Source organism: Agrobacterium vitis, assembly GCF_037039395.1.
Classification (GTDB): Bacteria; Pseudomonadota; Alphaproteobacteria; order Rhizobiales; family Rhizobiaceae; genus Allorhizobium; species Allorhizobium vitis_E.
The window spans coordinates 3,269,387-3,292,264 of the sequence record NZ_CP146242.1; the positions used below are offsets into that span (position 1 = coordinate 3,269,387).

Below are 22,878 nucleotides of genomic sequence, written 5' to 3' on the forward strand. Positions count from 1 at the left end.
GATCTGCGGTGACATCCGAATCTTGTTCGGTGTGTGGAACCGTGATTTCATTGTTGCGAAACAATCGATCATCGGAGCTTCTATGAACCACTTTCTCGCCAGAACCCTGTCCGCCCTCAACATCCTGTTTGCCCTGCTGATCATCACCATAGCGACCGCATCCGGCGCCACGCGCGGCATCTATTATACCGGTGAGCTTTCCATTCCCGGTGCTGTCATCGGCGGTTTGGGCGGTATTCTGGTTGCAGCCCTGGTCTGCGGCACGATTGCCTTCCTGACGCTGATCGAGCGACACTTGAGCGTGCTGGCTGATGCAGCGAAGCGGGGCGGCGTCTAACGATAAAACTCCTCTGCCCCGACAAATGGGATAGCCTGCGCGGGACAGAGGATTTCTGGTGATGGGTCAGACCTGCGCGGTCTTTTTTTGGCTGATCAGCACAAGCGCGATGAAGAGGCCCATGGCGGCGGCGAGTGCGCCGATCAGGAAGACACTACGGTAGCCAGCATGATCGGCAAGAATGCCGGTCAGCGGTGCGGTCAGGCCATAGGCGAGATCCTGAAAGGCGGAAAATCCGCCGAGTGCGGTGCCGCGCAGATGCGGCTCCACCAGGCGCACGACATCCCGCCCCATCGCGGGGAAAATCATTGAGCAGCCCAGCCCGGTCAGGAACGCACCGGCGAGCGCCAGCAGCGGGTCCGGCGCGGACCAGATCAATAGCTGTCCGACCGTTTCGACGAGCAGCGACACGATGGCGACGGGCAGACCTCCGACGCGATCCGGCAGGTGGCCGAAGAAAATGCGAACGAGCACGAACCCACCTCCAAAGGCCGAGAGACCTAGCCCAGCATAGGCCCAGGACTGCTCACGGAAATGCAGGGCAAAAAATGCGCCGATAGCGGCAAAACCTATCCCCTGCAAGCAAACGATTGAGCCATGCGCCCATATCCGGCCGAGCAGTTTCAGGAATGACGTGCGTGTTGCACCTGGATGGGCGGCAATACCTGCAAGCGGAGTGATTGCTACAATGCCGAGGCATGGCAATACAGCGCTGATTGCCATTGTTCCGGCAAAGCCGAGATACTCGAAAAGAGCAAGGCCGATTGGACCGCCGATGGCAAGCGCGCCGTAAATAGCCGCACCGACCAGGGCTAAAACCCGTCCAGAGCGGGCGGGGCCGATCGTTCCTATGCCCCAGGCAATAATGCCGACGGCGACCAGGCTTTCGCCCAGTCCCAGCACGATGCGTCCGGCAATCAGGATGGCGAATGACCAAAGCGACATGGACGATAGCAAGCCGGACAGTAACGATATCAGCGCTCCGGCGATATAGAAGGTGAGCCCGTGCCTGACAGCGGGCTTTGCACCGCGCATATCGGAAAACCTGCCCGCGAAACTCCGGCTGACAATGGTGGAGAGGAAGGCGATGCCAACCGCAAGACCGGCCCAGAAATTGCCGAGGCCCAACTGGCCGGTCACATAAATAGAAATAATTGGCAGCGATATTCCCACGCAGAGATAGGAAATGAAGAGGACGCTTGTCAGTATGAAAAGGCGACCCTGCGCAGGGTCGCGTGTCTTTTGGAAAGCCATGACTTTCTCCTGGCTATCCTCGGTCGCTCGGGCACAAAAAAACGCACTCCGATCACCGAGGATCGATAGTGCGTTGCTTCACGTTATACGCTTACGGTCAGAGCGTCTGACACGGGATTGATAATTTCGAACATGGTGTCTGTCAATACCTGTGTGGTGGCATCGCTGGGTCGGCGATCACACTCAATCCTTCAACCCGCCCAGCGGCTTTTTCAGGATACTCTCGCGCAAGCTCATGCCCGGCTCGCGCCGTGGCGGCACGGCGGGTGAGGGGGCAGCGGCAAACAGGGTTTGGGCATCCGGTTTGCGCAGGCCAGCATAGGCGCTGGCAGGGCGAAAGCCGGAGGCGGGTTCGGGGCGGGGTGCAGCGGGTGAGGTGCCAAGCTCTGTGCCGGGCAACATGTCGGGCCGGTAGGGCTCGATGGGCGGGCTGGGCAGGATCGGGCGCGGCGCTTCCGGCGGCTCGAAGGTCGGGGCGCGGAATGGTTCGGCAAGTGGGGTGGTGATGGTCGGCTCAGGATTGGGAACGGGCGGCCTGTACGCTTCCGGCTCCGCTACACGATAGCTATGTTGAAAGCCTGAAATATCCGGTTCTGCGCTGGCGCGCATCCGCGAGATCACCTCGCTGAGGTCGATATTATCTGGCATGTCTTCAGAGGGAGCCAGCGTGCTGCCGCTGGCTTTGGGCAGGTGGCGTTGGTCCACCCGATCAAACCGCATGCGCATCGGCACGGCAATCGCTTCGCCAAAGGCAATCGCTTCGCCATTGCCTATCGAGGAAATGAAGCTGGTGGCGGAGATTGAGCTGTCGGGCAGGGCCTTGCGGATGATGGCCTGATCGCTGTCGTTGGAAAGCCGCATGGCAAAAACAGTCGAACATTGGGACAGGATGGTCTGGTCCAGCTCCCCCGGTCTCTGGGTGATGATGCCGAGCGAGACGCCGTATTTGCGGCCTTCCTTGGCAATCCGCGCAATGGCCTGCCGGGTCGGGAAAAAGCCAAGGCTGGGGTCCGCTGGCACATATCGATGCGCTTCCTCGCAGACCACCAGCATATGGATCGCGCCGTTCGACCAGAGCGCCAGCTCGAAGGCCATGCGGCAAAGGACCGATGCGACGGAATTGACGATCTCGGATGGGATGCCGGCCAGCTGGAACGTGGAAATCGGCTTGCCATGGCCCGGCACGCGAAAGATATGCGCGACGGTTTCCATGATCGTATCGCTGATCGTGTTGCTGGAGAACATGAAGCGATAGCGCGGGTCGTTGACCGCCGACATGATCCGCATTTTCAGCGACCGCAGGGCGGGCTTTTCGTCGCGGCCTTCCAGTCTGCCGATCCGCTCGTCAATGGCGGCCAGCAGGTCCGACAGTCGGTAGGGAACAGGTGTGTCGGCGGTAAAGCCAGCCCGCTCGCTGCGGCGTGTCAGGCCTGATTCTGTGCCTTTAAAGGCGCGTTTGGCTTCCGGAATCAGGTCGCGCAAAACATCGAGTTCCTCGACCACGGCGGGTCTGCCCCGGTAGAGCACTTCGGTCAGTTCCTCGAGACGCATCAGCCAGAAGGGCAGGTCCAGCGTGTCGGTGTCGATCACCACGGCCTGGCTGCCAAAGGCTGCGGCAAATTCATTATGGGGATCCAGGATCAGCACCCGCAGCTTGGGATCGGCGGCAATTGCCTTATGCAGCAGCAAGGACACGGCGGTGGATTTTCCAACGCCGGTAGAGCCGACCACGGCGAAATGCTTGGAGAGCATGGAAGGGATATGGATGGTGGCGTCGATGGAATCGTCCTGGCTCAAGCGCCCGATCTTGCAACTGCCGCCTTCTTTCGAATCGTAGATCCGCTTCAGGTCGGCGACGCGGATGCGGTGGGCAACGGCGCCAAGATAGGGATATTGAGTAATGCCTGAGGTAAAAACTTCGCTGCCATCCGGCCCCCGGCAGACCTCGCCCATCAGCTCGACATCGACGATGAAGCCGTTATCTTTATCTTCGCTCCACAGGCCGGTTTCGGTGCGCATGGCATAGACCAGCGCGACGACACGGTTTTCCTCGACGGTAATGGAAATCAGCCGCCCGACAGACCAGAGCGACGTCAGGTCGGTGCCGCCTTCCTGGGCGGTAGCGGCAATCGTGGCGCGTGCGCCATTGCAGGCAACCACACGGCCAAGAAAACGATTGCCGGGGGTCATCTGGTCACGGCGATCCTGCCCGGCGGATGGGGTGGAAAGAGCGGAGCCAGGAAATGGAAGATCAGGGTTTTGCAAAAGGCGCTCATCTGTGATGGACCGGGGACGGCAAAAGATTGGGCTGGCAAAAGATCGGTTGGCAAAGGGACCGACCAGCGATGGTAGCCGCCTGCTGTTAAGATCCGGTATATCGTCTTGTCGGCAAGACGGGCGCAGATGCTTCGAAAATGTGCGCCTCCTGCCGCATTTGCAGGCTTTTTGCCGTTGACGCTTGCTGTCAGACTGGCTATCACTTTGCCCATGATCAATTTTAACATTCTTCTCGTGGTGGGTACGCGCATGGGCATGACGGTGTGACCGTCAGGCAATAGCCTCCCATGCGCGACAGACAGGCTCCTTCCAGGGGCCTTTTTTTATGGCCAAAATCACGATAACAGCAGCATTCGGGAAATATCGGGAGCAGACATGACTGGCACAGATAACAGGATGACCGGCGCGGAAATTGTTTTGAAGGCGCTGAAGGATAATGGGGTCGAGCATATATTCGGCTATCCTGGCGGCGCTGTGCTGCCGATCTATGACGAAATCTTCCAGCAGGACGAGATCCAGCACATTCTCGTGCGTCATGAGCAGGGTGCAGGCCATGCAGCCGAAGGCTATGCCCGCTCCACCGGCAAGGCAGGCGTCATGCTGGTCACGTCCGGCCCTGGCGCCACCAATGCCGTCACGCCCTTGCAGGACGCTCTGATGGACAGCATTCCGCTGGTCTGCCTGTCCGGCCAGGTGCCGACCACGCTGATTGGCTCGGATGCGTTCCAGGAATGCGACACGGTCGGTATTACTCGTCCCTGCACCAAGCACAATTGGCTGGTCAAGGACGTCAACGATCTGGCCCGGGTCATTCATGAAGCCTTCCGTATTGCCCAGACGGGGCGTCCCGGCCCTGTCGTCGTCGATATTCCGAAGGACGTGCAATTTGCCACCGGCACTTATACGCCGCCGGAAAACCATACGATCCAGCGCAGCTACCAGCCGAAAATGCAGGGCGATTCCAAGGCGATCCAGGCCGCAGTCGAGCTGATGGCCAGCGCCCGGCGTCCGGTGATCTATTCGGGTGGCGGTGTGGTCAATTCCGGCCCGGAAGCCTCCAAGCTGCTGCGCGAACTGGTCAGCCTCACCGATTTTCCGATCACCTCGACCCTGATGGGCCTGGGCAGCTATCCGGCATCGGGCGAGAACTGGCTGGGCATGCTGGGCATGCACGGCTCCTATGAAGCCAATATGGCCATGCATGATTGCGACGTGATGGTCTGTATCGGCGCGCGGTTCGATGACCGCATTACCGGCCGTCTCAATGCGTTTTCGCCCAATTCCAAGAAGATCCATATCGATATCGATCCGTCTTCGATCAACAAGACGGTGCGCGTCGATATTCCGATCACCGGCGACATCGCCCATGTTCTGGAAGACATGGTGCGTCAATGGCGGGCGCTGGCGAAAAAGCCGGATGCGGCCCAGACGGCGGAATGGAAGGCCAGCGTTGCCGGTTGGAAGGCGCGCAAGTCCTTCTCCTATACGCCGTCCAAGGATGTGATCATGCCGCAATACGCCATCGAGCGGTTGTCGGCGCTGACGCTGGGTCACGACACCTATATCACGACAGAGGTTGGCCAGCACCAGATGTGGGCAGCGCAGTATTTCGGTTTCGAACAGCCGAACCGCTGGATGACGTCGGGCGGTCTCGGCACGATGGGCTATGGTTTCCCGGCGGCGATTGGCGTGCAGATCGCCCATCCGGAAAGCCTGGTCATCGACATTGCCGGCGATGCCTCAATCCAGATGTGCATTCAGGAAATGTCCTGCGCCGTGCAATATAACGCGGCGGTGAAGATCTTCATTCTCAACAACCAGTATATGGGCATGGTGCGCCAGTGGCAGCAGCTGCTGCATGGCAACCGGCTGTCCAACTCCTACACCGAAGCCATGCCTGATTTCGTCAAACTGGCGGAAGCCTATGGCGCGGTCGGCATCCGCTGTGAAAAGCCGGATGAGCTGGATGATGCGATCCTGGAGATGATCAACGTCAAGAAGCCTGTCATCTTCGATTGCCGCGTGGCGAACCTCGCCAATTGCTTCCCGATGATCCCATCGGGCAAGGCGCATAACGAAATGCTGTTGCCGGACGAGGCGACGGACGATGCGGTGGCAACGGCCATCGATGCCAAGGGCCGTCAGCTCGTTTAACCCCAGGAGGAGCAAGAGTTATGAACGCACACCTACAACCGACCGGTTCGGCTTATTTCATCTCCCCGGAAACTGCGGCCGTCGAGAATCATACGCTTTCGGTGCTGGTCGATAACGAGCCGGGCGTTCTCGCCCGTGTCATCGGCCTGTTTTCCGGGCGCGGCTACAATATCGAAAGCCTGACCGTCTCGGAAACCGAGCATGAGGCGCATCTGTCGCGCATCACCATCGTGACGCGTGGCACGCCACTGGTGCTGGAGCAGATCAAGGCGCAGCTGGAGCGGATCGTACCGGTCCACCGGGTGCTGGATTTGACGGTGCGCGCCCGCCAGCTCGGCCAGGAGCGGCCAATCGAGCGGGAAGTGGCATTGGTCAAAGTGGTATCGACCGGCGAAATGCGGGCCGAAACGCTACGGCTGGCCGATGCTTTCCACGCCAAGGTGGTGGATGCCACGGTCGATCACTTCATCTTCGAGATCACCGGAAAATCCTCGAAGATCGATCAGTTCGTGTCGATCATGAAGCCGCTGGGGCTGAACGAAGTCTGCCGCACTGGCATCGCCGCGATGAACCGTGGTTCGCAGGGCATGTAACCGCCAAAGCCAAATTGCCGACCGCTCGAGATGAAGTGATATCGAGCGGTCGCAAACCGGTATTACCATCGGCTTTGCTGGTAGATCTGAAATACACGGCAATGTGATTTTAAGTTCGCTGCCCTGATTTGAACAAAAGTGCTAATGGCGCGTTAACGGCTTACCAAACACGGGAGCCTGCCATGAAAGCAGCAACAGTCATTATTCTTATCGCATCCTTGTCTCTTCCGGCTGGTCTTGCGGCAAAGGGACTTGTTGAACGCCAAATACCTTCGGCGTCTTTTGTCAGTGCATCACCGGAGACGGACTCTCCTTTCATGGAGATCAAGCTACCCAAGACCTCGCGTCTTCCCCTCGAGCATCAGGCGCCCCATGACGAGCAAAGCGCGCTCGGCGATGATGCTTCTAGCGAATGGGCGCTGGATTGCTACGATGCCTATGGTTCAGATGGTGAGGCCGCCAGCCAGGTAAGCTTGCAGGCCTGTTTGAAGGGCTGATAGGAAAAACCGCGCAGTTCACAGCAATTCCAACGGCTGCTTGCGTTGCGGCGGTGGAAATGCAGCATCGAGCCGCGCCAGATCTTCGTCCGTCAGTTCGATTTCAATAGAGCCGAGATTTTCGTCCAGCCGGGTTCGGTTTGCAGTCTTGGGGATCGGCAGCACGTTGTCGCGCTCAAGCAGGAAAGCAAGCGCCACTTGGGCAGGCGTTGCCTGATTGGCCTTTGCCACCTGGATCAGCGTGGGGTGTTTGAGTAGTCGTCCCTGCTCAATCGGCGAATATGCCATAATGGCGATGCCGCGCTCCTGACACCAGGGCAGTAGATCATATTCCACGCCACGGCGGCTCAGATTGTAGAGGATCTGGTTGGCCTGGCAGTTTGCGCCATTTTCGACGGCAAACAATTCCTCCATATCATCGACATCAAAATTCGAGACGCCCCAGGCTTTGATTTTGCCCTGACGTTTCAATGTCTCAAATGCATCGACCGTGTCCGCCAACGGGTGTTCGCCGCGCCAGTGCAGCAGATAGAGATCGAGGCAGTCGGTGCCGAGCCGTTTGAGGCTCCCTTCACAAGCGCTCATCGTGCCCTCTCGGCTGGCGTTCCATGGCGCGACTTTCGAGACCAGATAGGTTTCGTTGCGTCGTGTTTTCAGGGCTCGCCCGATAATGCGTTCAGTGCTGCCATCTCCATATTTTTCAGCGGTGTCGATCACTGTCATGCCGAGATCGAGGGCATGGTTTATGGCGGCAATTTCATCTTTTTCCGCGGCCGAATTCTCACCCATCATCCAGGTGCCAAGGCCAGGTGCTGGCACGATTTGGCCGGAAGGCAGGGTAATCGTCGGAAGGGTATCGTTCATGATCGTTCTCCCAAAGTGTTCGGTCAGGATAGCAGCGTGGTTGGAACGGGCAAGTTGGGAACTGTAAATGATGTCACCGATACAATCTGCTGATGGACGGAGATGATAGGTCAGCTATATTGACCTACTGTTGAACCGGAACCATTTTCATGACACCCGAAACGCTTGTCGCCTTGATCCTTTTTGCGTTCACCACGTCGATTACGCCGGGACCGAACAATATGATGCTGTTTGCGTCAGGGGTAAATTTTGGCTTTCTGCGGACTGTGCCGCATATGCTTGGCATTGGTGCTGGCTTTTTCACGCTGTTGATTGGCGTTGGCCTGGGGTTGGGCGCCTTGCTTGCAGCAGTGCCCGTGCTGTATCACGGGCTGAAAATTGCCGGTGGTCTCTATCTGCTGTGGATTGCCTGGAAGATCGGCTCATCACGCAGCCTCAGCGAAGGCAAGGCGCAGGCCGCGCCGATGTCCTTTCTCGCCGCAGCGGGTTTTCAATGGATCAATCCCAAGGCCTGGGTCATGGCCGTCACGGCGATGGCGACCTATACCAATCCGGAATTCTATTGGTTCACGGTCTTTCTGGTCGGCCTGGTATTTGCGCTGGTAAATGTGCCGAGCGTCTCGGCCTGGGCGGGATTCGGTTCAGTGCTGCGGGAATGGCTGTCCGATCCGGTGCGGTTGAAGTGGTTCAATATCGCCATGGCCTTGCTGCTGGTCGTAAGCCTGTGGCCTATGCTGGCATAAAACGCTTTGTTCTTGCTTTTGCCCTGCGAATCCGCGCATTTCCTCGCTATGGAATTTGCACCTCAACAAGATGAAGCTCTCAAGGCCGTTGCCAAATGGCTGAAGGAGGGGAAGACACCGGTTTTCCGTCTGTTCGGCTATGCCGGAACCGGCAAGACTACGCTTGCCCGGCATTTTGCCGAGAATGTCGATGGGGATGTGTTGTTTGCAGCCTTTACCGGCAAGGCGGCGCAGGTCTTGCGCTCGCGCGGGGCGACGACGGCGCGCACCATTCACTCGCTGATCTATCGTCCGCGAGGCGAAGAGGAAGTGTCGGACGAGGAAACCGGCAAGACCTCGATGACGCCGATGTTTTCCGTCAACCGGCAAAGCCCGGTGGCCAAGGCCGCCCTGATCGTCATCGACGAATGCTCAATGGTCGATGAGCAGCTTGGCCGTGACCTGATGAGCTTTGGCACGCCGATCCTTGTCCTGGGCGATCCGGGCCAGTTGCCGCCAGTCACCGGCGGCGGGTTCTTTACTGAGCAGGAGCCGGATTATCTGCTGACGGATATTCATCGCCAGGCGCGTGACAATCCGATCATCCAGCTCGCCATGCAGATCCGCGAAGGCAAGGAAATCATGCATGGCGATTACGGCAGCACGGCGCGGGTGATTTCCAAGAATGAGGTGACCCAGGATCTGGTGCTGAATTGCGATCAGGTTCTGGTTGGCACCAACAAGACCCGGCGGCGCTATAACAAGCGGCTGCGTGAGTTGAAGGGCTTTACCGCCGATTACCCGCAATCGGGCGACAAACTGGTCTGCCTGCGCAACGATCAGGTCAAGGGTCTGCTGAACGGCTCGCTCTGGCAGGTGATGACCTCGTCGCGGGAGACGGTGAAACCCGGCATGAACCTGCTGATCAAGCCGGAAGACGACGACATGGATCGCGGTGCGGCCAAGATCAAGCTGCTGAAAGCAGCCTTCGAAGACGTCGAGACTGAAATTCCCTGGACGACGCGCAAACGCTATGACGAGTTCGATTATGGTTATGCGCTGACGGTGCATAAGGCCCAGGGCTCGCAGTGGAACAATGTCGTGCTGTTTGATGAAAGCTGGGCGTTTCGTGATACGCGCGAACGGTGGCTCTATACCGCCGTAACCCGTGCGGCGGAGACGCTGACCATTGTCCGGTAAGGGGCGTACGGTAAGGGGCGTGCGCTAAGCGGTCGGCTTTTCTAATTGGCGACGATGCCCAGCAGAACCGCTTTTGCCACTGCCTGGAACCGGTTTGTCGCCTGGACCTTGCGCATAATGCTGGCTTCCAGCGCAATCACGGCTTCAAAGGTCATTTGCATGGTTCGCGCCACCCGCACCTGGGTATAGCCTTCCGCCATCAGCGACAGGCATTGATGCTCCAGTTCGGTCAGATCTATGCCATGGCGCAGTGGCGGCATCTCTGTCTCGCTCTGGTCATCTTCACGGGTGAGAAGGCTGTTGATCTGCTCGATCTGGCGAAACATCATCGATTGCGATGCAATCAATTCCCGTTTTCGTGCCTCCAGCGCCGCGTTGAGAAGCTCATTGGCCTGCGCCTGAGAGAGGGTGCCGTTCAATTCGGCAAACAGGTCCTGAATGGCGGCAATCGGCATGCCGATCTCCCGGCAGGTGTTGATCAGGGCCATGCGGATAATGTCTCGATGATAATAGACCCGCATCAGCCCCATGCGGCTTGAGGAGAGGAGATTTTTTTCCTCATAAAAATGCAGGGTCCTGTGGGTGACGCCAAACAGATTGGCCATTTCGGAAATTGCCACCGGCTCCGGTGGTAGATCCTCGGGCAAAGGCAGATCCGGCATCATGGCAAGACCTGCTTTCAGGGTGGGAGTGATGGATCCGGTAACGTCAAGAAAGTCGGGTTGGCCTGCCATGCGATAAGTCCCCCTTGTCCCGATAATGTCGGGAAATATTTTCAATTCGTTCCAATATCGTTCTCGGTTGATCTATCCAAGGGTTGCAATATTCTGTTGCGCTACCCAGGAGAGGTGATTGCCTGATGCTCGAAACCTGGAAATACTTGAGGCCCCCGCCAAAGAATTTCCAAAACGTGATGATGTCCGACCTAAAAATTCTCGCTCTAAACTCTTGTTTGTAATATTATCATCAGTTTTACTAAAATTCAAACCACTGGTTTTTAGGGCTTCGGATGTTTTCTTCGAGATTATTTTCCTGGCGTGGAGATTCGAATGCGCCTTCAAGCTTTGTCCGTGCTGTTCATACCAGATGGATTTACGGTTCGGTTTGCGCAAAACAGAAGCAAGCAAAGCAAGTCCCTGTTTTATACAAGGGCATCGAAGATGCTCACGCATCCTCGTCTTGAAGGCGTATGCAAAGGGAATACCAAGAGGCATTTTCAATGACCTTGGTATTATCCGGTAATTTCTACAGCGCCATGCGCCATATATGGCGCACGGCGCTGTCGCTTTTTATGTCTGCTGCATAATTTTCTCTTCAAACCGATTCCGGTTTAAACAATTATGCAGTCGTGACCGATCATCAATTTCCATCGATTTATTGCATAATCTCGTTGGTCTTTTCTGCGCCAAGGTTTTACAGAAGTGGGTGGACGGCGATGACCGTCTGGGTGCGGACGTAGAGCGCCGCAGTAAGAAAACGGGTTTCGCCAATGCCAGCAAAATTATCCGTCAATCTGAATGCCATCGCCATGCTGCGTAACCGGCGCGATCTTCCCTGGCCGGATGTCCGGCATTTCGGTCGCCTTGCGCTTCAGGCGGGCGCCCAAGGCCTGACGGTTCATCCGCGGCCCGACCAGCGGCATGTCCGGTTCAGCGACCTGCCGCTGCTGCGGGCGTTGATCGATGACGAGTTTCCAAAGGCCGAGTTCAATATCGAGGGTTATCCCAGCGAAGATTTTCTACAGCTTTGCGAAGAAGCGCAGCCGGAGCAGGTGACTTTGGTCCCGGACGATCCGTCTCAGGCTACCTCGGATCATGGCTGGGATTTCGCCGCGCATCAAGCGTTTTTGACAGATGTCGTTGCGCGGCTGAAGACGGCTGGCATGCGGGTTTCACTGTTTGCCGATGGCGATGGAAATGCGCAGGCGGTTGCCACGGCCAAGGCGACGGGCGCCGACCGGATCGAGCTTTACACGGGGCCGTATGGTAGCTGCTACGATGCGCCAGAAAAAGCGGCCAGTGAACTTGCGCTTCTGGGCGCTACGGCTGATGCGGCGCATGCGTTGGGGCTGGGCGTTAACGGTGGTCATGACCTGACGGTCGCCAATCTTCCGGCGCTGGCTAAGCGGGTCCCGTTCCTGGCCGAGGTGTCTATCGGTCATGCGCTGACGGCGGACGCGCTGGAATTCGGCATGGCCGAAACCGTCCGGCGTTTTCGCCGGGCCTGTGGCGAGCTGGTCTGAAGTCCACGCGTCATTTATCCAGATCTACATACTCCAGATGTGCCATCCAGGATGACGCCATGCTGATCAGAGATTGCCTGGCGTCATTCTGAGGTCAAGAGAGCCTGTCTCGGTGGTCGATATGGATCGATCAGCCGATAAGGGAGGTCTTGTTTGCTTCTATGAAGGTCTCCAGCGGCAGCAATGGATGACCCGACAAGCTTTGCGCGTCATCGGTTATCACATCCAGGTCACCGGCGCGGATGGCTGTATCGATTGAGGCGAATACAGGGGCTACGGGTTTGGGAACGCCAGCAGCGACCATGCCGTCTTCCAACTGCTGGTCGGTGATGTCGACCACGGCAAGCGGCTTGCCCGTGGCTTTTTCGACCAGGGCGGCAATTTCCCTGTTGGTATAGGCGCGGCTGCCGCTGAGCGTATAGATGATATTTTCGGTGACAGGCTTGGCCAGAGCGCTGGCAATGGCGCGGGCAATGTCTTCCCGCGCGATATAGGCGGTCTTGCCCTCTGCGGCGGATGTATACCACTGGCCGCTGGCCAGCGCCGATGGTAGCGTCAGGAACAGATTTTCCATGTACCAGTTGTTGCGCAAAATCGTATAGGCGAGGCCCGAAGCCTTGATGGCCTGTTCGGTCTGCGCATGTTCGGGGGCAAACAGGATCTTGGATGTGTCCGGATTTGGCATGGATGTGTAGAAAATCCGGTCGACCTTGGCATTGGCGGCGGCGGCAATCGCTGCCTTGTGTTGCTCGATGCGGGAACCGATGGCATCGGTGGAAATGATCAGCAGCCGCTCGATGCCGGAAAAGGCCTGGTCAAGCGATGCCGGATCGGTAAAGTCGGCTCGCCGCGTTTCGATGCCCTTTGCGGCAAGATCTGCCAGACCCGACGGGTTGCGGCTGGCGGCGACGATATCGGCGGCGGCAACATGCTGGCTTTCCAGCAAATGGTTGATGACAAGTCTTCCAAGCTTTCCGGAGGCTCCGGTAATCAGAATTTTGGTCATATTTCCCTATCCCAGCTACTGCATAATTCCTTAAACCGGAATTGGTTGAAGGAAAAATTATCCAGCGGATATAAGGCATTACAGGCTTGTCGGGTGTTTTATAAAACGCACGTCCTGTAAAGCTTCATACCCTATTATCTTGTTGCTCTCAAATTGAGACCAGCACTATAATCAGCCTTTTGAAACTGCTGTAAAGAAGGCAGTTTTAGCACCTTTGGTTACAGAAAGGGTACTATCATGAACGATGCCACGCAGCGGGCGCCTTCGCAGACAACGACGAGTGGGGTAAGCAAAAGCAAGCGGGCGGAAGACAATTGCCCGGTGCGCTCGGTGATTTCCCATGTCGGCGACAAATGGTCGACCTTGATTCTCGGATCGCTTGCCGAAAAGCCCTATCGTTTCGGTGAGCTTCGACGCCTGGTGCCTGATATTTCCCAGCGCATGCTGACCCAGACCCTGAGAGACCTGCAACGCGACGGTTATGTTCACCGGCAGGTTTTTCCCACCAAGCCGCCCAGCGTTGAATATGGTCTGACGGAGATGGGTGAGCAGCTGGTGTTTTCGCTCAAACATCTGGTGGAATTTGCCATCGATAATCATGCCCGCGTGGTCGAGGCCCGGGCACGATTCGATAGGCAGAATGTTTGAGGCTGAACTGCTGCATAATTTCCTAAATCGGCGTCGATTTAAGGAGAAAATTATTCTGCGAGTATAAAGAGCGACAAACGCCGTGCGCCAAATATGGCGCACGGCCAGACCATGCCGAATTGGCTCCTCGGTAACGCCAGGCATTGACGCGAGCCAGGCTGGTTCTGGACAAAAAAAGAGCCAACCATCATGCGTGGGCGAATGGCACGGTGTCCTGCGTTTTATCAAGGAATTTTTGCATAAGTATTTGATTTAATTTTATGATTTTAGAAACTTTTCCATACATTGTAGGTTTTGCATTATCTAATTTATTAATAGATTATAGGGGGATTAGGGCTACACTTCATGCTGGCAATATCATTTTTGGTTGGCATCCGTGACGCTCTATACAGAACAGAGCCTGTTCTCGTGCCTTCCTCATTTCGTCGGAAAGGGACTACGCTTGATGTTTGGAATTTCTAGTATCGCTCGGATGCAGACCCAGTCTTTGAAGCTGATTACAGCGAATATCATGATCTCGGATGTCGATCTTAATATTCGCTATATGAACACGTCCGTCATGGAGCTGCTCAAGGAAGCTGAATCCGACCTTAAAAAAGAACTTCCGCGCTTCGATTTCAATAAGCTCATTGGCAGCAATATCGATATTTTCCACAAAAACCCTTCCCATCAGCGCAATATGCTGGCTGCTCTCAAAACGCAGCACAGGGCGACGATCTGGGTTGGCCACCGCGCGTTCGATCTCATCGTCACGCCGCTGCGCGAAAGTGGAAAAACGACCGGCTTCGTTGTTGAATGGGCCGATGCCAAGGAGCGATTGCAGAACCTGGATTATCAGGGGCAGATGATGGCGATCAGCCGTTCTCAAGGCATTATCGAGTTTACCATGGACGGGGAAATTGTTAGCGCTAACGAAAACTTCCTCAAAGCCATTGATTATAAACTGGACGAAATAAAGGGTCGTCACCACAGCATGCTGGTTGACCCTGAATACGCAAAATCCACCGCGTACCAGGAGTTCTGGGCTGGCTTGCGCCGCGGAGAAGTTCAATCGGCAGAGTTCATTCGCTACGGCAAGAATGGAAAGAAGGTGGTTATCAATGCTGCCTATAACCCGATCCTGGACGCCAAGGGCAAGGTCACAAAAGTCGTCAAATTTGCCACGGATGTCACCGATAGAGTGAATGCGGTCAATGCGATTGGCACTGCCCTGACGCGGTTGGCGCAGGGTGATCTGAGCTTCACTCTGGATACTCCGTTTGCGCCGGATTTTGAAGAACTGCGTCGCACGATGAATGATGCATTGCTTCAGATGCGCAACACGCTTGGCGCGGTGTCGCATTCAACCAGCCAGATCGACAATGGCACGCGCGAAATCAGCCAGAGCGCAGAAGATCTGTCCAAGCGGACCGAGCAGCAGGCCGCCTCCCTGGAAGAGACCGCTGCGGCGCTTGACGAAATTACCGTCAATGTTTCGAATGCATCAAAGCGGGCAGAGGAAGCCCGTCATTCCGCATCCACAGCCAGCGACAATGCGATACGCTCTTCAAAGGTGGTTGAGGATGCGGTTGGGGCGATGTCGCGCATTGAGAACTCGTCCAATCAGATTTCCAATATCATTGGGGTGATCGACGAAATTGCCTTCCAGACCAATCTGCTGGCGCTGAATGCCGGTGTCGAGGCCGCTCGTGCTGGTGAAGCGGGCAAGGGCTTTGCCGTGGTCGCGCAAGAGGTTCGCGAACTGGCGCAGCGCTCTGCCCAGGCAGCCAAGGAAATCAAGGAACTGATCCGCAATTCTTCAAACGAGGTCAGCACCGGGGTAAGGCTGGTGAGCGAAACGGGCGAGGCGCTTCGGACGATCCAGCAGAATATTGTTGCGGTCAATGAACATATGGAAGCCATTACCAGTTCGGCGCGCGAGCAGGCCACCGGGCTTTCCGAAGTCAATGCGGCTGTCAACCAGATGGATCAGGTGACGCAGCAAAACGCGGCGATGGTGGAAGAGACAAATGCTGCCGGTGCATCGCTTGCCCAGGAAACGGCGCGTCTGCGTGAGTTGATTGAAAAATTCCAGTTGGGTGGAACCGGCATGCGGCCTTCGTCACGCCAGCTTGGCGCTGCGACGTCAGCTCATCGGCCCACGACCTCGCCAGCGCGGGAGCTGATGTCGAAGGTGGCGGGTTCCGTCGCATCCCAATCCGGCGGCGGGTGGAGCGAGTTTTAAAAAGCTCAATAAATTAAACCGGTATAGCGCCGTGCATTTTATAAAACGCACGGCGCTTTCTATCAGACCCTTTAGATTCTAGAGCATCGGACCGAAAATAGGAATCGGAACGATGCTCTAAGTTTTTGTTTACGCTCGGATTCATCCGAAAACCGGTTCCACTTTTCGGTCCGATGCTTTAGGCCGTTTGCCGCCCTTCCGTCAGCAGCAGGACAAGCGAGGCGGCGGGAAAGCAGAGGCCGATCCAGGCGGTCAGCGACCATCCGCCTGTCGCATAGGCCCAGCCGCCAATGGCTGAGCCAAGCGCTCCGCCAAGAAAGAATGTCGCCATATAAATGCCGTTGAGCCGGCTGCGATGGGCGGCGGTCATCGAATAGATGATGCGCTGGCCGCTGATCAGATTGGCTTGCACGCCGAAATCCAGGGTAATGGCGGCGAGTGTCAGGCAGATCACGCCGGTTAGCGGTGAGGTTTCGATAGCGTAGCGGCCAAGCAGAAACGCAGCGATGCCCATGACCATAGCGCCGATGGAAATCTGCCGGGTCAGGCCGCGATCGGCCATCCGTCCGGCAATGGGTGAGGCAATGGCACCGGATGCTCCGGCGAGCGCAAACAGCGCGATCCCGTTCTGGCTCAGGCCAAAATGCGGGCCCGACAGCAGCAGGGGCGTCGTGGTCCAGAACAGGCTGAAGGCACCGAACATGCCGGCCTGATAAAGCGCCCGGCGCTGGAGCACGCGGTTGGTCAGCGCCATATGGGCCATGGAGGAGAGCAGCGCGCCGTAGCTGATCTGCGCATGCGGCTGGCGGCGGGGCAGGGTCATGCCGAGCACTACCATCAGCCCGACCATGGCAACCGCCGAAAGCACGTAGATGACATGCCAGGACGATGCCTCGGCGATGAAGCTGGCAATGGGCCGGGCCAGCATGATTCCGCAGAGCAGCCCGCTCATGACATTGCCGACAACCCGTCCGCGTGAGGCATCCGGTGCCATGCTGGCGGCAAAGGGCACCAGAACCTGGGCGGCTGCGGAGGCAAGGCCAATGCCAAGGCAGGCCAGCAGGAAAAGGCCCGGCGAGGTCGAAAGCGCCCCGCCCAGCAGGGCCAGCGCGGCAAGACCAATCAGGATGATCACCAGCTTGCGGTTTTCGATCAGGTCACCCAGCGGCACCAGCAGCAACAGGCCGAGACAGTAACCAAGCTGGGTGAGGGTGACGATCAGTCCGGTCGCCTGGGGTGAGAACCCCAAATCCGCGCTGATCGGTCCGGCCAGCGGCTGGCCGTAATAGAGATTGGCGGCGATAAGCCCGCAGGCCAGGGCGAAGATAAAGGTTAGGGCTGGCGACAGGGCGTGTTCGGAATCGTGCCGCAAGAGCGGGCTGGAAAGGGTCATGGTGGTTGCTTCTCGGCTTGGGGCGCCATGGTCTTGGGAGGATGCCATGGTATTGTTGTGAGTGAGTGCCTGTTGAATGGTTCAGCGAATAGGAAGTGTTACGGCGAACCTCACCGCGCCATGCTGCTGCACGCCGCTGTAAGGGCTGAAATACGGCTCAGTCCAAAAGTCGCAGCGCCGTTTGCGCCACGGCCTGCATCTCGTCTTCTGTCCGGCCTGTCTTGCCGACCACGCGCATGCCCATCGTCAGGCAGAGCAGGGCGCTGGAGATGACATCGGCATTGAGATCGGCTCGAATCGAGCCATCGGCCTGTCCGGTGACAATCTGGTCCTTCAGGCGTTGCTGGTTGGCGGTAAAAGCGAGCCCCACCCGGGCAGCGGCTTCCGCATCCAGCAGTGCCAGATCATTGGCGCCGCCGACGATGAGACAGCCGCGCCGGCCTGCCGCGCCATGGGCGTGGTCGGCATAATGCTGCAAAAGGGCAAACAGCTTTTCCCGACCGGTTGCAAGCGGTGCCATGCGTTTGAGAATCATCGCATGGCGCACCGACCAGTAGCGATCGAAGGCGGCCAGAAACACGCCGCGCTTGTCGCCGAAGGCCTTGTAGATGCTGCCAGCCGTCAACCCCATGGCTTCGGCAAGCTCACTGATCGAGGCGGCCTGGTAGCCCCGCTCCGAAAACACCACCAAGGCGGCGTCCAGCGCCACGTCCGTGTCGAATTCCCGAGGGCGACCCGCTGGTCTGCCGGATTTTGTTTGCTGGTTCATCATAGCTATACAATAGGAAACGATCGTTTCCAAATCAAGCAAAAAATTGACTGCGATCAATAAACCGCAGTCAATGCTTTCAGGCGATCTTCTTAACCTCTTGCGGAGTGAGCGAAAACTCGACCGCAGATCCACAATGAATGGCAGTGGAATCAAAGCCCGGCAGGCAAAGTTCGTCTGGATTGAGCAAAAGGCAAATCTCGGTGCAGCCGAGAATGACGCAATCGGCGCCGTCTGCCTTGGCCTTTTCAATGATTGCCAGATAGGCAGCCCGCGACTGCTTTTCGACGCGGCCCGCGCAGAGTTCGTCGAAAATCACATCATGGACAATGCCGCGATCCTCTGAGCATGGCACCATGGGCAGCAGGCCGAGGGCGCGCATGCGATCGGTATAAAAGCCATGCTCCATCGTGTAGCGGGTGGCGAGCAGCAGGGGTCGCTTGAAGCCAGCGTCTTTGATGGCCTGGGCCGTTGCATCGACAATATGGATGAGCGGTACGGAAACACGCGCTGCCACGGCATCGGCAATCAGATGCATGGTATTGGTGCAGATCAGCACGCATTCGGCACCGGCACGCTCCAGGGCCGCAGCGGCATCGCCCAGCACCTTTTCCGCCAGATCCCAACGGCCTGCCTTCTGGTAGCCAACGATCTGCGAAAAATCGACCGACCGCATGACGATTTCAGCCGATGCCAAGCCGCCCACCTGATGGCGAACCGCTTCGTTGATAAGCCGATAGTAAACTGCCGAGCTTTCAAAACTCATTCCGCCAATCAAGCCGATCATCCGCATTGTCGTGTTCCCCTAGTGTCTTTGGTGGTGATGAACAGAACTATGCCAGTGGATTGAAGCGGTTGATTTGCAAATTTCTTGAAAATCACCAAAACTTCCGCAGAAAAATTGCGAGAAAAATTTGAAATGCGCGTATGATTTGCGTGTTCATCCTGAAAGGCGGAGTATTAAGGCGTGGTTGACGAGAGAGACAGGAAGATTCTGGATCTGCTGCAACGGGATGCGGCCATTGCGGTGAGCGATCTGGCCGACAAGGTTGCCCTATCGGTTTCGGCCTGTTCGCGCCGTATCCTGAAGCTGGAAGAGGCGGGCTATATCGAGCGGCGGATCGCCGTGCTCAATCGCGACAAGGTGGGCGTGCCGACAACCGTATACGCCTTGGTAAAAACCGCCCATCATACCGATGAATGGACCGAGGAATTTCGCCGGGCGATTACCGATATAGCCGAAATTGTCGAGGCGCATCGCCTGACGGGGCACCATGATTATATCTTGAAGATTGTTTTGCCACGGGTCGAGCATTACGATGTTGTTTATCGTCGGCTGGTGCGGCGTATCGAGCTTTTCGATGTGTCCGCCTCTATTTCAATGGAGACGATGAAAAGCGGCTCCGCGGTACCGGTCGATTATGCTGTGTGACAACAGGCGAAACGCCGAAAGACCGGCGCCTCGCATCAATGATTCATCCCGACCGGGATGGTCGCGGCAATCAGCCGTTAAATTCGTTGCGGTGATGCGGCTTCTTGGTGGGGGCCTTGAACTGCCATTCACTGCTGGACGATTGCTGGCTGCTGTCATTCGAGTTCAGTTGTGCCGCCGTTTGCGTGGATGCGCTGGTCTGGGCAGGCTGGGTGGTGGTCTTTGTCGTGGTTGCGGCAAACGATGCGGAAGCGCCGATCAGGCTTGCGAGCACGGCTGTTGCGATAAAGGTCTTCATGGATCTCTCCAACTTTACAAGTGGATAAAATTAAGTCGAACTATTTGGTTCGATGCCTGAAATCTGGGCGCTTTTGCTGTGCTTTGCAACGGCGCGCGCCTGTCAGAAAAAGCATTGCAGGCATGCGTTGATGTCCCTTGTCGAGTTGTGATTGTAAAATCCTAGCATAATCAGCGTATTACGTGCATTGCATCGACGGATTGTAGCCCTGCCAGGTCTGCTCTCGGCAGTCTCACTTCCTTTTGATGCGTAGAGGCGTTTAGAGGGCATGAATGTGATGTAAAATTGTGCAATAGTCGCGTTGGGCGATGGCTCTGCTGGTAGGGTGCGAATAAGCGCCGGGGTTTTCGATCCTCACTCTCTGCACACGCTTTGGTTTTTTAAGCAGGGAACAAACACCGGCCCCGCTGGTTACCTCTACAGTACAAACAAGGAGGATAACCCAATGAATCATACCAATCACGTTCGTCTCACCACTGCTGAACTCACCCCTGCCGTGCTCGAAGGTGCAACCATTTATGGTGCTGACGACCACAAGGTCGGCAAGCTGGATCACGTCCATGGTGTAGGTGCCAGCGGCACTGCGATCATTGATGTCGGCGGCTTCCTGGGTATCGGTGCAAAGCCGGTCGGCGTTCCGCTGTCGGATCTGCAATTCATGCGGGATGAAGATGGCGACGTCCATGCCGTCACCACATGGACGAAGGATCAGCTGAAGGACATGCCTGCGCATAAGGACTAATCGTCCCAGGCATTTGCGAGGCAAGATTTCCATGACTTACGTTATGTGAAATTCCACTTAAATACGATATTATGGCCACCTTGGGGATCAGGGTGGCCATTTTCATGGGATATAGAGCTGGTTTAGGCCGGGGATGGGAACGTCGGTGGCGGCGCGACCTGAACGCCGTCTATGGATATACTGGAACTGCGCCCCGACGAAGGTGTTCTCGCCCCATAGACCGGACTGGCCTTTTCATGAGATTGGCGGTTTTTTCGGTCGCCATTTGTGTGCTGCCAACCCTTTTACATGCTGAAAATCGCCCCTGTAGTGGCCGTAAAGCAGGCATCGCTATGTGTCGCGGCGAGCTTTTTGTCTGTAACGATGGCTCAATCAGCGCCAGCAAGAAGTCATGCTCGAGATTTATGGGGGGAACGGAAGGTCGGACGGATAGTCCTGCGTTCAACCTGACACCACCCATGGACCCATCTTTGGCTCCAGCTTCGGAAGGATCTTGCTCATGCCGTTCCGGCAGCTTTTGCGTTGGTCCCCGGGGTGGACGGTTCTGCCTTACCGATAGCGGCACGAAAAGCTACCTGAGGAGATGAGTTTCCACTTTTTGTCGGGCAGGGGCGGGTGGATTATTCCGCCGCCATGGCCAGCAAGGCCGTTACTATGCCGATTGGCCGCTGGAAACAGGGCGCTATAGCTCCTACATAGGGTGCATTCCAACCATAGGAGTTACGTCCATGACGAGTGAACGCGCAGTGTTGGCAGGCGGTTGCTTCTGGGGCATGCAGGACCTGATCCGCAAGCGTCCCGGGGTGATTGCCACCCGAGTGGGATATTCCGGCGGCGATGTCGCGAACGCGACCTATCGCAATCATGGAACGCATGCCGAGGCGATTGAAATTATCTTCGATCCATCGAAGACGAGCTTTCGCGAACTTCTCGAGTTTTTCTTCCAGATCCATGATCCAAGCACGCCCAATCGTCAGGGAAATGATGTCGGCGTCAGCTATCGTTCGGCAATCTTCTACACGAGTGAAGAGCAGAAAAAAACTGCCGAGGACACGATCGCCGACGTGGATGCTTCCGGCATCTGGCCTGGCAAGGTCGTGACCGAAGTGGCGCCTGTCGGTGATTTCTGGCAGGCCGAGCCGGAGCATCAGGATTATCTTGAGCGCATTCCAAACGGCTATACCTGCCATTTTCCGCGGCCAAATTGGAAACTGCCGAAACGTCAGGCCGTGGCATAACAGTCCTCCAAAGACGTTTCGCCTCTTGAAGGCGGCAGTTTCCCGGCTTGCCTTCTCAGCGTCTCGCCTGAGATTATTGAGCATTTCCGCTTTTCAGTGAAGCGCGGAAATGCTCCCACTATACCTTTTCAAAATCTTCCGGCTGGCAAGACGGCCTGGCACTTTTGCCTGAAATTCTCCCCTTTTCACGTCATCGCTGCGTTCTTCAGCCTTATCAGTCACTCTGGCGCTTGACGCGCAATGCGAAGCGCGTTAACAAGAACCGTACCGTACGGTACTTAGATTGAAGGGCTTTCACTGTGTCGACCAATGCCATGCCAACAGCAGAGTTTTCTGCACGCCAGAGCGCGGTTCTGGCGGAGGCCCTGCGCCTTTTGGTCGAAGGCGGCGACAAGGCATTGACCACGGCCGGTTTGGCGCGGGCGGCCAATTGCTCCAAGGAAAGCCTTTATAAATGGTTTGGGGATCGCGACGGTCTGCTTTCGGCGATGATTTCCTATCAGGCCAGCAAGGTGCGCACCTTCGAGCGCGCTGGCGAGCGCCTGACACCGCAGATGCTGGCCGATCATTTGGAGGTTTTTGCCCGCGATTTACTGGATGTGCTGTCTGGTGAAATCTCGCTGGCGCTGAACCGGCTTGCCATTGGCCAGACCAGTCGCGACGGCTCGAAACTAGGGCAAATGCTGCTGGAGCGTGGCCGCCGCCAGATCGACCGCCGGGCGAGGGCGCTGCTGGATGCCGGACGACGCGATGGCCTGTTGCGGTTTGAGGACGGCGAAGATGCCTATCGCACGCTTTACGGCCTGATCGTTTCCGATCTTCATGTTCGCCTGCTTCTGGGGGAAAAACCCGAACCACGAAAATTCGACGCCCGTGCGCACAAGGCTGTGTCCGCCTTTCTTGTGTTGCACGGCACGGACAAGACATCGTCAGCGTAAATCCTGGCGAGGGATAAAATACTCAACATCAGACAAAGCATAGGGAAGGA

General features: G+C 56.9%; 23 protein-coding genes. 13 read left to right on the top strand and 10 right to left on the bottom strand.

Annotated features, from left to right (window positions below):
* Positions 1 to 82 precede the first annotated feature (82 nt).
* Entirely contained in the window at positions 83 to 337 is a 255-nt protein-coding gene (locus V6582_RS17615; protein WP_156630452.1) for a hypothetical protein, read from the top strand.
* A gap of 66 nt (positions 338 to 403) precedes the next feature.
* Here V6582_RS17615 and V6582_RS17620 read toward each other — a convergent pair whose 3' ends face one another.
* Positions 404 to 1,591 (bottom strand): MFS transporter, encoded by a 1,188-nt coding sequence (locus V6582_RS17620; RefSeq protein ID WP_156630453.1) that lies wholly within the window; start codon positions 1,589 to 1,591, stop codon positions 404 to 406.
* Positions 1,592 to 1,774: 183 nt separating this feature from the next.
* The gene (locus tag V6582_RS17625; RefSeq protein ID WP_420360151.1) at positions 1,775 to 3,856 is read right to left on the bottom strand and encodes an ATP-binding protein; all 2,082 of its coding nucleotides are present in this window, start codon (positions 3,854 to 3,856) and stop codon (positions 1,775 to 1,777) included.
* Positions 3,857 to 4,243: 387 nt separating this feature from the next.
* Between V6582_RS17625 and V6582_RS17630 the strand changes: the two genes are divergently transcribed.
* The 3 genes from V6582_RS17630 (at position 4,244) to V6582_RS17640 (ending at position 7,112) form a co-directional block, all read left to right on the top strand.
* Entirely contained in the window at positions 4,244 to 6,022 is a 1,779-nt protein-coding gene (locus tag V6582_RS17630; protein WP_156630456.1) for an acetolactate synthase 3 large subunit, read from the top strand.
* A 20-nt stretch (positions 6,023 to 6,042) separates the two neighbouring features.
* Positions 6,043 to 6,615: an acetolactate synthase small subunit gene (ilvN, locus tag V6582_RS17635; RefSeq protein WP_156630457.1), complete on the top strand. Its 573-nt coding sequence runs from the start codon at positions 6,043 to 6,045 to the stop codon at positions 6,613 to 6,615.
* Between the two features lie 182 nt (positions 6,616 to 6,797).
* Complete coding sequence (locus V6582_RS17640; protein WP_156630458.1) at positions 6,798 to 7,112, top strand: hypothetical protein; 315 nt, start codon at positions 6,798 to 6,800, stop codon at positions 7,110 to 7,112.
* Between the two features lie 18 nt (positions 7,113 to 7,130).
* Here V6582_RS17640 and V6582_RS17645 read toward each other — a convergent pair whose 3' ends face one another.
* Positions 7,131 to 7,976, bottom strand: coding sequence for an aldo/keto reductase (locus tag V6582_RS17645; protein WP_156630459.1), 846 nt, complete (start codon positions 7,974 to 7,976; stop codon positions 7,131 to 7,133).
* Between the two features lie 149 nt (positions 7,977 to 8,125).
* On the opposite strand from V6582_RS17645, the gene V6582_RS17650 reads away from it, so the two are divergent.
* Positions 8,126 to 8,719, top strand: coding sequence for a LysE family translocator (locus V6582_RS17650; protein ID WP_156630460.1), 594 nt, complete (start codon positions 8,126 to 8,128; stop codon positions 8,717 to 8,719).
* 48 nt (positions 8,720 to 8,767) lie between these two features.
* Entirely contained in the window at positions 8,768 to 9,898 is a 1,131-nt protein-coding gene (locus V6582_RS17655; RefSeq protein ID WP_060717892.1) for an ATP-dependent DNA helicase, read from the top strand.
* 41 nt (positions 9,899 to 9,939) lie between these two features.
* Here V6582_RS17655 and V6582_RS17660 read toward each other — a convergent pair whose 3' ends face one another.
* Positions 9,940 to 10,632, bottom strand: a complete 693-nt coding sequence (locus V6582_RS17660; protein WP_156630461.1) for a MerR family transcriptional regulator — start codon at positions 10,630 to 10,632, stop codon at positions 9,940 to 9,942.
* A gap of 72 nt (positions 10,633 to 10,704) precedes the next feature.
* The gene (locus tag V6582_RS17665) at positions 10,705 to 11,112 is read right to left on the bottom strand and encodes a hypothetical protein (RefSeq protein WP_156630462.1); all 408 of its coding nucleotides are present in this window, start codon (positions 11,110 to 11,112) and stop codon (positions 10,705 to 10,707) included.
* Positions 11,113 to 11,387: 275 nt separating this feature from the next.
* Here V6582_RS17665 and V6582_RS17670 point away from each other — a divergent pair, with 275 nt between their 5' ends.
* Complete coding sequence (locus tag V6582_RS17670) at positions 11,388 to 12,140, top strand: pyridoxine 5'-phosphate synthase (RefSeq protein WP_156630463.1); 753 nt, start codon at positions 11,388 to 11,390, stop codon at positions 12,138 to 12,140.
* A gap of 130 nt (positions 12,141 to 12,270) precedes the next feature.
* Here V6582_RS17670 and V6582_RS17675 read toward each other — a convergent pair whose 3' ends face one another.
* Positions 12,271 to 13,146: an SDR family oxidoreductase gene (locus V6582_RS17675; protein ID WP_156630464.1), complete on the bottom strand. Its 876-nt coding sequence runs from the start codon at positions 13,144 to 13,146 to the stop codon at positions 12,271 to 12,273.
* A 237-nt stretch (positions 13,147 to 13,383) separates the two neighbouring features.
* On the opposite strand from V6582_RS17675, the gene V6582_RS17680 reads away from it, so the two are divergent.
* Positions 13,384 to 13,794 (top strand): winged helix-turn-helix transcriptional regulator, encoded by a 411-nt coding sequence (locus V6582_RS17680; protein WP_156630465.1) that lies wholly within the window; start codon positions 13,384 to 13,386, stop codon positions 13,792 to 13,794.
* A gap of 445 nt (positions 13,795 to 14,239) precedes the next feature.
* Complete coding sequence (locus V6582_RS17685; RefSeq protein ID WP_156630466.1) at positions 14,240 to 16,018, top strand: methyl-accepting chemotaxis protein; 1,779 nt, start codon at positions 14,240 to 14,242, stop codon at positions 16,016 to 16,018.
* 178 nt (positions 16,019 to 16,196) lie between these two features.
* On the opposite strand, the gene V6582_RS17690 is transcribed toward V6582_RS17685, so the two are convergent.
* The 3 genes from V6582_RS17690 to V6582_RS17700 form a co-directional block, all read right to left on the bottom strand.
* Positions 16,197 to 17,411, bottom strand: coding sequence for an MFS transporter (locus V6582_RS17690; RefSeq protein WP_156630467.1), 1,215 nt, complete (start codon positions 17,409 to 17,411; stop codon positions 16,197 to 16,199).
* Positions 17,412 to 17,568: 157 nt separating this feature from the next.
* A complete protein-coding gene (locus V6582_RS17695) occupies positions 17,569 to 18,180 on the bottom strand; it encodes a TetR/AcrR family transcriptional regulator (protein WP_420360152.1) in 612 nt (203 codons plus the stop codon).
* A 79-nt stretch (positions 18,181 to 18,259) separates the two neighbouring features.
* A complete protein-coding gene (locus V6582_RS17700) occupies positions 18,260 to 18,973 on the bottom strand; it encodes an aspartate/glutamate racemase family protein (RefSeq protein ID WP_156630469.1) in 714 nt (237 codons plus the stop codon).
* A gap of 174 nt (positions 18,974 to 19,147) precedes the next feature.
* Here V6582_RS17700 and V6582_RS17705 point away from each other — a divergent pair, with 174 nt between their 5' ends.
* Complete coding sequence (locus V6582_RS17705; RefSeq protein ID WP_337739166.1) at positions 19,148 to 19,612, top strand: Lrp/AsnC family transcriptional regulator; 465 nt, start codon at positions 19,148 to 19,150, stop codon at positions 19,610 to 19,612.
* Positions 19,613 to 19,682: 70 nt separating this feature from the next.
* On the opposite strand, the gene V6582_RS17710 is transcribed toward V6582_RS17705, so the two are convergent.
* Positions 19,683 to 19,910: a hypothetical protein gene (locus tag V6582_RS17710; RefSeq protein ID WP_156630470.1), complete on the bottom strand. Its 228-nt coding sequence runs from the start codon at positions 19,908 to 19,910 to the stop codon at positions 19,683 to 19,685.
* 445 nt (positions 19,911 to 20,355) lie between these two features.
* Here V6582_RS17710 and V6582_RS17715 point away from each other — a divergent pair, with 445 nt between their 5' ends.
* The 3 genes from V6582_RS17715 (at position 20,356) to V6582_RS17725 (ending at position 22,828) form a co-directional block, all read left to right on the top strand.
* Positions 20,356 to 20,652: a PRC-barrel domain-containing protein gene (locus V6582_RS17715; RefSeq protein WP_156630471.1), complete on the top strand. Its 297-nt coding sequence runs from the start codon at positions 20,356 to 20,358 to the stop codon at positions 20,650 to 20,652.
* A gap of 728 nt (positions 20,653 to 21,380) precedes the next feature.
* A complete protein-coding gene (gene msrA, locus V6582_RS17720; RefSeq protein ID WP_156630472.1) occupies positions 21,381 to 21,890 on the top strand; it encodes a peptide-methionine (S)-S-oxide reductase MsrA in 510 nt (169 codons plus the stop codon).
* A 314-nt stretch (positions 21,891 to 22,204) separates the two neighbouring features.
* Positions 22,205 to 22,828, top strand: coding sequence for a TetR/AcrR family transcriptional regulator (locus tag V6582_RS17725; RefSeq protein WP_156584123.1), 624 nt, complete (start codon positions 22,205 to 22,207; stop codon positions 22,826 to 22,828).
* Positions 22,829 to 22,878: the final 50 nt, after the last annotated feature.